Raw genomic sequence first — 11,319 nt, 5'->3', positions numbered from 1 at the left:
GCTGCACGCTGTGTTGTTTTTTTGAGGTGCCGAGAGGGCGGCCTGGGTAAGGCCGCCGGATCTTCAGCGAGTTGTTGCCAGTTCTTGTTGAACGCTGGCGACAGTGCGAGGCCAAGGTTTACCAGCCTGAACCTTCGCTGGCAAGGCCTTGATAGCGGATTCCGCTGCTGTACGGCTGGAGAAGTTGCCGTAAGTGATCACGTAGAGAGGCTTGCCGTTGAGCACTTTCTTGAAATAACGGTACTCGCCGCCCTGCTCTTTCACGAACGCCTGGGCGTTGGCTTCGGAGCTGGTGCCGAGGATCTGCACCACGAAGTTACCGGTAGGCTGGCTGGCATACCAGCTGCTGCCGGCAGCGCCAGTTGCGGCCTTGGCCACGACGGCCGGTTTTTCGGCAGGCTTGGCGGCTGGAGCCGGCTTGGCCACAGGCGCAGGCTTGGCGGTGGCGACCTGGGCTGGCGCTGGCGTCGGCTTGGCCGCTGGCTGACCGGCTGGCACGCCCGCAGGTGGCGCGGTGGTGGTCACGGTCGGCGGCGTGGCGCTGGAGCCTTCAACGGGCACCCCATCGTCGCCTTCGGTGATGCCGCCAGCTTCTTCGGCGAGCGGGCCGCGCATCACCGGTTGGCCGACCATTGGCAGGTTGGTGGGTTGGCCGGAGTTGGCAAACTCAACGTTCGGTGTTGGCTTGCCCAGTGGCAACTGCGCCTGTTCGGTTGGCGCGCCAGCGGTGGTCGGTGCCTTGTTGCGACCTGGAATCAACCAGGCGGCGGCGACGGCAACCACGACAACGGCAGAAATTGCCAATACGTGCTTCTTCGGCATAGTAAACCCCATCTTTGGACGCTTTACCGCTGAGCGGCTGGCAATCATGGCTTCGATCATGGCATCCCGGGCAACCTGGTTGATGGTGCCAGGCCAGCCGTCGGAGCTTTCGTGAATATCAGAGATCTGCGAAGCGGAGAAAAGTTCGATGCCCTGCCCTGCGCCTTCCAGCCGCTGGGCCAGGTATTCGCGGGTTTCTTCTTCTTCGTAAGGCTGCAGTTCGATGACGTGGAACAGCTCCTGCTCGCCGCTGATCTGTTCAAGTTCGGCGATCAGCGAAGACTCGCCAAACAGGAACACATGCGGGCGCCCTTCAGGCGTACCGGCCGCCAGGGCCAGCAACGCTTCCAGGGCAGATTCGTCGAGCTGCTCGGCGTCATCCACCAGCAGGTAGACTTCCTGGCCGGTCAGGCCCAGTTGCACCACTTGCTTGAGGATCGCATTCGGCTCGGCAGTGGACACGTCGAGGGCCTGGGCCACTTGACGCAACACGCCTGCCGCATCACCGGCACCACGGGCGGAAACCACCACGCTCTGTACCGATTGCTTGTTGGTGCTGGCCACCAGTGCCTGGCGCAGCAAGGTCTTGCCGCTGCCCAATGGGCCGGTGACCACCAGCAGCAACTGGCTGTAGCGCGCCAGGTGGTGCAGTTGCCCCAGCACCGGCTTGCGTTGCGCAGGGAAAAACTTGAAACCAGGCACCCGAGGAGCAAAAGGGTCGTGGCTTAACTGGTAATGGCCGAGGAACGCCTCGTCGGCATGCAAACTAGTCATCGGGATCTTATTAACCTTTAAGCTGGGCCAGGGCGCGGTAATCCGCTCCCAGCGTGGCCTGTAAAATCTCTTTCGGATAATCGTCGGTCACTACCGCTTCGCCCATTCGGCGCAACAGCACCAGTCGCAGTCGACCGTCGATCACTTTCTTGTCTATTGCCATATGTTCGAGAAAATCTGCCTCGGTCATCTCTTCGGGAGGAATGACCGGCAACCCGGCGCGCTGGAACAGGCGGATCCCGCGATCACGCTCCTGGGCGCTGATCCAGCCCAGGCGTTGCGACATCTCCAATGCCATCACTGTGCCAGCCGCTACGGCCTCTCCATGCAACCACACACCATAGCCCATGTGGGTCTCGATCGCATGGCCGAAGGTGTGGCCGAGGTTCAAGGTGGCGCGCACGCCGGACTCACGCTCGTCGGCATTCACCACCAGCGCCTTGGCGGCGCAGGAGCGGGAAATCGCTTCGGTGAGTGCCACCTGGTCGAGGGCGCGCAGGGCGTCGACGTGTTCTTCCAGCCAGGTCAGGAACGGCTCGTCGCAGATCAGCCCGTACTTGATGACTTCCGCCAGGCCCGCCGACAGCTCGCGGGGTGGCAGGGTATTGAGGGTGGCAGTGTCGATCAGCACCACATTCGGCTGATAGAACGCGCCAACCATGTTCTTGCCCAGCGGGTGGTTGATGCCCGTCTTGCCGCCCACCGACGAATCGACCTGGGACAGCAAGGTGGTCGGTACCTGGATAAAGTCCACGCCGCGCTGATAGCAGGCGGCTGCAAAGCCGGCCATGTCGCCGATCACACCGCCACCCAGGGCCACCACCGTGGTGCGCCGGTCATGACGGGCCGTCAGCAGGCCATCAAAGATCAGTTGCAGGGTTTCCCAGGTCTTGAAGGCCTCGCCGTCCGGCAGCACCACCGAGATCACCGAGTACGCCGCCAGGCTGCGGCTCAGACGCTCAAGATACAGCGGCGCGACCGTTTCATTGGAGATGATCGCCACTTGCCGCCCGGCAATATGCGGTGCGAGCAACTCGGGCTGGTCCAACAAACCTTCGCCAATATGGATCGGGTAGCTGCGCTCGCCAAGATCGACCTTAAGTGTCTGCATGTGTCCCCGCGTTGAAGATGAAAGCAGGCGTCCTGCCCTACATTAACGTTGTCGGCAACGTCGGGATCTGACGCTGCCTGATGGCTCTACGCCACAACTCGGACGGTCATGACGCGCCGCCGAGGATAGCGCATTTCGGCCCTGGCTTTAACGGGGTGGCAACTGTGCCAGGCGCTCGAGAATGTCGAGAACCACCATTCGTGGCGGCCGCTCATCGGTTTCCACCACCAGATCGGCGATTTCCCGATAAAGCGGGTCGCGCAGCGTCAGCAGGTCCCGCAGGGTTTTTGCCGGGTCTGCGGTGCGCAGCAATGGGCGATTGCGATCGCGAGCGGTGCGGCCCACCTGCTGCTCGACAGACGCGTGCAGATAAACCACGCGACCGCCGGCGTGCAGCGCCCGGCGGTTCTCGTCGCGCATCACTGCGCCACCGCCGGTGGCCAATACCACGCCATCGCAGCCGCACAGTTCGGCAATCATCGCCTGCTCGCGGTCGCGAAAGCCCAGTTCGCCTTCCTTATCGAAGATCCACGGGATATTGGCGCCCGTGCGCAATTCAATTTCCTTATCGGAGTCTTTGAATGGCAGGCGCAGCTCTTTGGCCAGCAAACGGCCGATGGTGCTTTTTCCAGCCCCCATCGGTCCTACAAGAATCAAATTTCGCACAGAATCAACGACTCACAGCAATCGCCTGGTTATTCATAATACGCGGAGTCAGGAATACCAGCAGCTCGGATTTTTTCTCCGAAACCACATCCCGCCGGAAAAGGCGGCCAAGATACGGCACATCGCCCAAAAATGGCACTTTATCTACCACTTTGCTTTGAGTATTGGAGAAAACCCCGCCGATCACGATGGTCTCCCCGTCCTTGACCAGCACCTTGGCATTGACCTCGTTTTTCTTGATCGGCGGCACATCGTTGAGCCTGTTCAGGTAGTCGGGCTCGTCCTTGGTGACCTTGACCTCCATGATCACCCAGCCGTCCGGGGTGATTTGCGGGGTCACTTCCAATGACAAGGAGGCCTCCTTGAACGACACCGAGGTCGCGCCGGTGGAGCTGGACTCCTGATAGGGAATCTCGGTGCCCTTGAGGATTCGCGCGGTTTCCTTGTCGGAGGTGACGACCTTGGGCTGCGAAACGATTTCACCATTGCCGGTTTTTTCCATGGCGGTCAGTTCCAGGTCCAGCAGCAGGTTGTCGGTGATAAACGCGACACCCAGGCCGGCGCTGCCGTTGACCGCCCCCAGGTCCACAAACGGCGAGCTGGGCGGGGTTTCAGGCGGCTCGGTGCCTTCGGCCAGCGGTTTCCTGATCCCGCCAGCGCTCCAGTTACCCCGATTCAGTTGCCCGCCCCAGCGCACGCCAAGGCTTTTGTCGTAATCCACATTGGCCTCGACGATCCGCGCCTCGATCATCACCTGCCTTACCGGAATATCCAGTTGCGCCACAATCGTACGCAGCTCCTCCAGCCGCTCCCGGGTCTGGTAGGCGATGATGTTGTTGGTGCGGTCATCCACCGCCACCGAGCCGCGCTCATCGGTGGCACCTTCCAGGCCCACGGCCGACTGGAAGAGCTTGGCCAGGTCCGACGCCTTGGCGTAATTGACTTGCAGCAACTCGCGGCGCAGCGGTGCCAAGTCAGTCATTTGCTTGCGCGACTCCATCGCCAGCAACTCGCGGGCGGCCAACTCCTCGGCCGGCGCGACCAGCAGCACATTGGCCGTCACACGCTTGTCCAGCCCCTTGGTTTGCAGCACCAGGTCCAGGGCCTGGTCCCAGGGCACGTCCTTGAGGCGCAGGGTGATCGAACCCTGCACGTCGTCACTGGTCACCAGATTGAGGCCGGCAACGTCGGCAATCTGCTGCAGCACCGCGCGCAACTCGATGTTCTGGAAGTTGAGGGACAGCTTGTCCCCGGTGAATGCCACGCGTCCGGAACTCAGGGGCGCATTGCCAGGTGGCGGCAGGTGAATCAAGTCGATTCGATTGGGCACAGCCATGACCATCGGTGCCGTGAACGCTATCCATAGCGCCACACCGAAGGACGAAAAAGTCCTTTTCATTGTTTGTTTCCGTTATGAGTTCACGTTCAGGGCAAGGGTTTGCGAGCGTTCCAGCCACGCGCCCTGGCCATCCGGGAAAAGCTCGGCCAGTTCGACATGGGAGTCATGAATCGCCGTGATGCGCCCGTGGTCCGGGCCCAGGTAATCGCCGATTGCCAGCCGATGGACAGACGACGCTCCGCGCAGCAGGGCGAAGGTTTGAGCCCCCAGGGACAAGGTCCCGACCATTTCGAACTGCTCCACGGCGAAGCCTTCGAGGATTCCGCGAGGCCTGGCGAGATCAGGTCCGGCAGCCGGTCGCCCGGCGGGTCGAACCAGTTGGCGAGAGGGCGGCTGGAAAGGGTCGCGCAAGGCTGCAAAATCGTAGGCCACTTGCTGCGGCCCGGGCTCGGCGACAGCCTGTGCCGGCGGGTGCAAATCAACCTTCAGGTCATCGCCCGCCTGGCGGTTGTGACGATAGGTCCTGGCTACCAGACTGAGGTGCAACACCGAGGCATCGACAGGACTGAATGCCAAGTCATGCACCGTGACAATTCCTGGCAAGCTGGCCATGCCGTCGATGAACGCCGCCAGGTCGTGAAAAGTCCCGGTGACGCCAATCTGCATGGGCGATTCGATGTACAGGGCGCGAGGCTGGTCATCCCGAAGTTCGATGGCCTCCAGCACCAAGCCATTGGCGGCACTCAGGCGGCCAATATCTTCAAGCAGGCCGGGTACCTGGGGGTCGGCAGGCAGCCGCCGTAACAGGTTGGCGAAATGGCCTCGCATTGTTTCGAGTTCGCGGACCAGGGACTCCAGGCCGGCAGCCTGGATGGTTTTCAGCGCGACCTGCTGTTCAAGCGCCACTTCCTGCGACTCAAGCTGGCGCAGTTGCTCCCGCGCCCCACTCAAGTAGAAGGTATTGCCCACCGCCCACAGCAGGCAAACCACCGCGCCAGCCAGCAACGCCTTGCCCGGCAAGGGCCAGTTGGCGGCGTTCTGGCAGAGCTGGGTTGTATCGGATTCCGTCAGCCCTGGCAGGCCTGACGCCCCTCTCATTGGCGCACCTCATCCGAGTGTCCATGGCGAACCGTCAACTGGAAGCCATTGTCGTCGCCCTCCTGCGCGCCGCGAACCCGTTGAAGCCGGGGCGCTTCCAAGTCTTCGGCAGCTTCGAGGCCTCGCATGAACTGAGCAATGTCCCGGTTCGATCCGGCCGTGCCGCTGATGGAAACAGAACCGCCGTCGACGCTCACTTCGCGCAACTGCACCCCCTCCGGCACGGCACGGGCCAACTGGTCCAGCAACTGAGCACCCGCCGCACGATCGTCCTGCAAACCCTGCACAACTTTCATCCGTTCCATCAACTGCTGGCGCTGCTCATGCAGTTCGTCGATGGCCTTGATCCGCGAGTCGAGCCCGGTGACACCCTGGCTCAACTGGTTATTGCGGGCCAACTGCCGATCGATTGCACGGTCGATCACCTGGTCTGCCAGCCAAACCGCAGCCAGCGCCACCGCTGCAGCCCCCGCTAAAAACACCAGAAAATATTTGCGCCGCCGCTCATTCCGTTCTGCGCGCCACGGCAACAGGTTGATTCGTGTCATCAGTCGAAACTCCTCAGGGCCAGCCCGCAGGCCACTCCCATTCCCTGGGCATCCACGGCCCATTGCGCGCCATCGACACGACGGCCCGGCGTGATGCTGTCCGAAGCCTGCCTGCCCGCGCGAGCCAATGCAAATGCTTCGACATCCACTATCCGCGTCGCCAGCCCCGCAAGGGCCAAAACCGCCTCACGGGCCTCCACCTGTTCCTTGAGGCAGGCAACCAGCAGCACATCGACGCTTTGCGGGTCATGGGCCGACGGGCCCTGCACCTGGAAGTCGATAGCCACATCCTCCAGCGGATAAGGAATGTACTGGTCTGCTTCCCCATGGATTCGACGCACCATTTCAGCATCCGTCAGCCCCGCGTCCATCTCCAGCACGCGGGTAATCACCGAGGGCCCTGCCACGGCCACGGCGGCATGCCTGAGTGATGTATGCGCCTGTACCAGCGCCCGGGAAAGTGCCTGCGCGACGGCATCGAAATCAACCACGCTGCTGTCGACCACCGCATGGGCCGGCAACTGCTGCATAGCGTAGCCCCGCACGCTGTAGCCAGTGCCTGACGCCTCCAGTTCCACCAGCCTGACGCCGGTGTCATTGATGTCGATACCCAGGACGGCATCGGCTTTTCGCCTGAAAAATCCCTTTCTCATAAAACTCCCCAAAACTTTCCCTGTCTTACGGACTGATTGCTGCCAGGCTTCCTGCATTCGGTCGGCTTGTATGAGCGGCGCGAATGACGCCCGAAGCCGAAAAATGCTTTAATGCCCAGCGTTTTTTCCCGCGTTTATCTGCTGGCCGGGTCGATCCACCACTTGCCGTGCATGCCCCGACGCCTAACCCATTCTTTTCCTTGGAAATCCAAAAGCCTTGATTCGTCTGCTGAAGTTTTTCGGGTACTCCATTGTCGCGATCGTCTGCGGGCTGATGCTCGTGCTCAGCGGGGCCTATCTCTACCTTAGTCCGGGTTTGCCCTCCGTAGAGGCCCTGAGAAGTATCCAGTTGCAGATTCCTTTGCGGGTCTACAGCAGCGATGAAAAACTGATCGCGGAGTTCGGCGAAATGCGCCGCACACCGATCCGTTTCGCCGACATTCCACCCAATTTCATCAACGCCCTGCTGTCGGCTGAAGACGATAACTTCGCCAATCACTATGGCGTCGACCCAAGCAGCCTGGTGCGGGCGGCCACGCAGTTGGTAAAAAGCGGACACATTCAATCCGGTGGCAGCACCATCACCATGCAGGTGGCGAAGAACTTCTTCCTCACCAGCGAACGCAGCTTTTCCCGCAAAGCCACGGAAATCCTCCTGGCGTTGCAGATCGAACGTCAGCTGACCAAGGACGAGATCCTTGAGCTGTACGTCAACAAGATCTATCTGGGCAACCGCGCCTACGGCATCGAGGCGGCTTCACAGGTTTACTACGGCAAGTCGATTCGTGACGCCAGCCTGGCGCAGATGGCGATGATTGCCGGCCTGCCCAAGGCGCCTTCACGCTTCAACCCGCTGGCCAACCCGGCGCGCAGCAAAGAGCGCCGCGACTGGATCCTGGGCCGCATGTACAAGCTGGGCAAGATCGACCAGGCCGCGTACGAAAGTGCGGTGGCCGAGCCGCTGAACGCCAGCTATCACGTGCCGACCCCGGAAGTGAATGCCCCGTATATCGCCGAAATGGCCCGTGCCGAGATGGTCGGCCGCTATGGCAGCGAGGCGTACACCGAAGGTTTCCGCGTGACCACGACGATTCCGAGCAACCTGCAGGAAATCGCCAACAAGTCGGTACACGATGGCCTGGTCGCCTATGACCAGCGCCATGGCTACCGCGGCCCTGAATCGCGCCTGCCGGGCAAGACCCTGAGCGCCTGGACCGTCGAGCTGGGCAAACAGCGCCCGATCAGCGGCCTTGAACCCGCCATCGTCACCCAGGTGAAGAAAGATGGCGTGCAGGTACTGACCCGCACCGGCGAAGAGCATGTGTCGTGGGACAGCATGAAATGGGCTCGTCCTTTCCTGAACACCAACAGCATGGGCCCGATGCCCAAGCAGCCGTCGGACGTGGCCCAGGTCGGTGACCTGGTTCGCGTGCAGCGCCAGAAGGATGACAGCCTGAAATTCAGCCAGGTGCCCGTGGCACAGGGCGCGCTGGTGTCGCTTGACCCGCAGAACGGTGCAATCCGTGCCCTGGTCGGCGGCTTTGCCTTCGAGCAGAGCAACTACAACCGCGCCACCCAGGCCAAGCGCCAGCCGGGTTCCAGCTTCAAGCCGTTCATCTACAGCGCTGCACTGGATAACGGCTACACCGCCGCCAGCCTGGTCAACGATGCACCGATCGTGTTCGTCGACGAGTACCTGGACAAGGTCTGGCGCCCGAAGAACGACACCAACACCTTCCTCGGCCCGATCCGCGTCCGCGAGGCGCTGTACAAGTCGCGTAACCTGGTGTCGATCCGCCTGCTGCAGGCGATGGGCGTAGGCAAGACCATCGACTACATCACCCGCTTCGGCTTCAACAAGTCGGACCTGCCGCCCAACCTGTCCCTGGCACTGGGTACCGCCACGCTGACGCCGATGGAAATCGCCACCGGCTGGAGCACCTTTGCCAACGGCGGCTACAAGATCACCCCGTACCTGATCGACAAGATAGAAAGCCGTAGCGGCGAAACCCTGTTCACCGCCAACCCACCACGGGTCCCGGGCGACGTGGTCAATGGCGTCGCGGCCACTGACGGCCAGGCAGCACCGGCCAACGGCGGCATCACCATCGAGCCGACGCCAGGCGAAGCCCCGGCAGCCGGTGCTCCCGCCGCACCACAAGCGCCGGCGGTAGCCGAACGCGTTGTGGATGGCCGTACCACCTACATCCTCAACAGCATCCTGGAAGACGTGATCAAGAAAGGTACGGGGCGTCGCGCCCTGGCCCTGGGCCGTGCCGATATCGCCGGCAAGACCGGTACCACCAACGACTCCAAGGATGCCTGGTTCTCCGGCTACAACGCCGACTACGTGACCACCGTATGGACTGGTTACGACCAGCCGGAAAGCCTCGGTCGCCGGGAGTTCGGCGGCACCGTCGCGCTGCCGATCTGGATGAGCTACATGGGCGCCGCGCTGAAGGATATGCCGCTGCATACCCAGCCGGAACCGGAAGGCATCCTGAGCCTGCGGATCGACCCGGTCAGCGGCCGTGCAGCAGCGCCGAGCACGCCGAATGCGTACTTCGAGCTGTTCAAGAGCGAGGACACGCCGCCGTCGGTCAACGAGCTGGGCAATGGTGTTGCACCGGGCAGCCCGCTGCCGGCGGACGAGGCGGCGCCGATCGACTTGTTCTAACACGCAGTTCCAATGTGGGAGCGGGCTTGCGAAAGCGGAGTATCAGGCTCACATGGGCCGACTGACACACCGTCTTCGCGAGCAAGCCCGCTCCCACAGTTGGATCACCGCCAGGCTCGAGCCAATTGCCAGCCACAAAAAAAGCCCCGACTCGCAAGAGCCGGGGCTTTTTGGTGGTGCGCTACAACGGCTTAGCCGTTGAACACATCATCCACGCTTTGCAGCGGGTAGTTCTTCGGATACGGCAGGGTGGCCACACCCGTCTCGATTGCGGCTTTGGCCACGGCATCGGAGATCAGGGTGATCAGGCGCTTGTCCATTGGTTTCGGGATGATGTACTCACGACCGAATTCCAGCTTGATGCCGCCGTAGGCGTCGCACACTTCCTGAGGAACCGGCAGTTTGGCCAGTTCGCGCAGGGCGTTGGCGGCCGCGACTTTCATCTCTTCGTTGATGCGCTTGGCGCGAACGTCCAGGGCACCACGGAAGATGAACGGGAAGCCCAGTACGTTGTTGACCTGGTTCGGGTAGTCCGAACGGCCGGTGGCCATGATCACGTCGCTACGGGTGGCGTGGGCCAGCTCCGGGGAGATTTCCGGATCCGGGTTGGAGCACGCGAACACGATCGGGTTGGCCGCCATGGACTTGAGGCCTTCGGCGCTCAGCAGGTTCGGGCCGGACAGGCCAACGAACACGTCTGCACCGTCCAGGGCGTCAGCCAGGGTACGCTTGGAGGACGGATGCGCGAACATCGCCTTGTACTGGTTCAGGTCGGTACGCTCGGACTGCACAACGCCCTTGCTGTCGACCATGTAGATGTTTTCCAGCTTGGCGCCCATGCTCACCAGCAACTTCATGCAGGAGATGGCCGCGGCGCCGGCGCCCAGGCAAACGATCTTGGCTTCGCCAAGGGTTTTGCCGGCGATTTCCAGGGCGTTGATCATGCCGGCCGCGGTAACGATCGCGGTGCCGTGCTGGTCATCGTGGAATACCGGGATGTCGCACTGTTCGATCAGGGCCTTTTCGATCTCGAAGCACTCAGGTGCCTTGATGTCTTCCAGGTTGATGCCACCGAAGGTGATGGAGATGCGCTTTACGGTGTCGATGAAAGCCTGCGGGCTCTCGGAATCGACTTCGATATCGAATACGTCAATGCCGGCGAAGCGCTTGAACAGCACGCCCTTACCTTCCATGACTGGCTTGGAAGCCAATGGGCCGAGGTTACCCAGGCCGAGGATCGCGGTGCCATCAGAGATCACTGCAACCAGGTTGCCTTTGCCGGTGTACTTGTAGGCCAGTTCAGGATCGCGGGCGATTTCACGTACGGGCTCGGCAACGCCAGGGCTGTAGGCCAGCGACAGGTCGCGGGCGGTGGCAGTGGCTTTGGTGAGCTCTACACTCAGCTTTCCTGGACGAGGATGGGCATGATATTCGAGAGCGGCAGTTTTCAAATCAGACATATCGGCATTCCGCTTTTACTGTTGGTCGACGGACCGCCGAGGATACGCGTGTCGCAAAGTCCCCACAAGACTGGGCAGTCACAGGTGTCAAGGGCCCTGCCCTACGACTTTTGGCCAAGAGCCACGGGATACAAGGGCTCAACTGTTCACAATCGACCTGAAAAATGTCTA

Annotated in this window: 9 protein-coding genes; 1 reads left to right on the top strand and 8 read right to left on the bottom strand. The window is 61.8% G+C overall.

The window, feature by feature from the left end:
- Positions 1-63: 63 nt before the first annotated feature.
- From V6607_RS02255 to pilM, 7 genes are all read right to left on the bottom strand, one after another.
- Positions 64-1,596: an AAA family ATPase gene (locus V6607_RS02255; RefSeq protein WP_134325608.1), complete on the bottom strand. Its 1,533-nt coding sequence runs from the start codon at positions 1,594-1,596 to the stop codon at positions 64-66.
- Between the two features lie 10 nt (positions 1,597-1,606).
- Positions 1,607-2,707 carry a 3-dehydroquinate synthase gene (gene aroB / locus V6607_RS02250; protein ID WP_003209346.1) on the bottom strand — a complete coding sequence of 367 codons (1,101 nt, stop codon included), beginning with the start codon at positions 2,705-2,707 and terminating at the stop codon, positions 1,607-1,609.
- A 147-nt stretch (positions 2,708-2,854) separates the two neighbouring features.
- Positions 2,855-3,373: a shikimate kinase AroK gene (aroK, locus tag V6607_RS02245; RefSeq protein WP_003209345.1), complete on the bottom strand. Its 519-nt coding sequence runs from the start codon at positions 3,371-3,373 to the stop codon at positions 2,855-2,857.
- Between the two features lie 4 nt (positions 3,374-3,377).
- Positions 3,378-4,715: a type IV pilus secretin PilQ family protein gene (locus V6607_RS02240; protein ID WP_134327620.1), complete on the bottom strand. Its 1,338-nt coding sequence runs from the start codon at positions 4,713-4,715 to the stop codon at positions 3,378-3,380.
- Between the two features lie 69 nt (positions 4,716-4,784).
- Positions 4,785-5,810, bottom strand: a complete 1,026-nt coding sequence (locus V6607_RS02235; protein WP_134325607.1) for a pilus assembly protein PilP — start codon at positions 5,808-5,810, stop codon at positions 4,785-4,787.
- The gene (locus V6607_RS02230) at positions 5,807-6,358 is read right to left on the bottom strand and encodes a PilN domain-containing protein (protein ID WP_003209339.1); all 552 of its coding nucleotides are present in this window, start codon (positions 6,356-6,358) and stop codon (positions 5,807-5,809) included. Before V6607_RS02230 ends, V6607_RS02235 begins: the two co-directional genes overlap by 4 nt.
- The gene (gene pilM / locus V6607_RS02225; RefSeq protein ID WP_087692533.1) at positions 6,358-7,011 is read right to left on the bottom strand and encodes a type IV pilus assembly protein PilM; all 654 of its coding nucleotides are present in this window, start codon (positions 7,009-7,011) and stop codon (positions 6,358-6,360) included. The genes V6607_RS02230 and pilM overlap by 1 nt, the downstream gene beginning before the upstream one ends.
- 217 nt (positions 7,012-7,228) lie before the next feature.
- On the opposite strand from pilM, the gene V6607_RS02220 reads away from it, so the two are divergent.
- Positions 7,229-9,688: a penicillin-binding protein 1A gene (locus V6607_RS02220; RefSeq protein WP_003209336.1), complete on the top strand. Its 2,460-nt coding sequence runs from the start codon at positions 7,229-7,231 to the stop codon at positions 9,686-9,688.
- A 191-nt stretch (positions 9,689-9,879) separates the two neighbouring features.
- Here V6607_RS02220 and V6607_RS02215 read toward each other — a convergent pair whose 3' ends face one another.
- Complete coding sequence (locus V6607_RS02215) at positions 9,880-11,148, bottom strand: malic enzyme-like NAD(P)-binding protein (protein ID WP_003209334.1); 1,269 nt, start codon at positions 11,146-11,148, stop codon at positions 9,880-9,882.
- Positions 11,149-11,319: the final 171 nt, after the last annotated feature.

It is taken from the genome of Pseudomonas sp. KK18 (genome assembly GCF_037094675.1).
Lineage (GTDB): Bacteria > Pseudomonadota > Gammaproteobacteria > Pseudomonadales > Pseudomonadaceae > Aquipseudomonas.
This window is presented reverse-complemented; position numbering and strand designations above follow the sequence as displayed.

Excerpts from the sequence above, each read along its gene's own strand:
- V6607_RS02255 (WP_134325608.1), bottom strand. The coding sequence starts at position 1,596 with ATGACTAGTTTGCATGCCGACGAGGCGTTCCTCGGCCATTACCAGTTA.
- aroB (WP_003209346.1), bottom strand. The coding sequence starts at position 2,707 with ATGCAGACACTTAAGGTCGATCTTGGCGAGCGCAGCTACCCGATCCAT.
- V6607_RS02240 (WP_134327620.1), bottom strand. The coding sequence starts at position 4,715 with ATGGTCATGGCTGTGCCCAATCGAATCGACTTGATTCACCTGCCGCCA.
- V6607_RS02235 (WP_134325607.1), bottom strand. The coding sequence starts at position 5,810 with ATGAGAGGGGCGTCAGGCCTGCCAGGGCTGACGGAATCCGATACAACC.
- V6607_RS02230 (WP_003209339.1), bottom strand. The coding sequence starts at position 6,358 with ATGACACGAATCAACCTGTTGCCGTGGCGCGCAGAACGGAATGAGCGG.
- pilM (WP_087692533.1), bottom strand. The coding sequence starts at position 7,011 with ATGAGAAAGGGATTTTTCAGGCGAAAAGCCGATGCCGTCCTGGGTATC.
- V6607_RS02215 (WP_003209334.1), bottom strand. The coding sequence starts at position 11,148 with ATGTCTGATTTGAAAACTGCCGCTCTCGAATATCATGCCCATCCTCGT.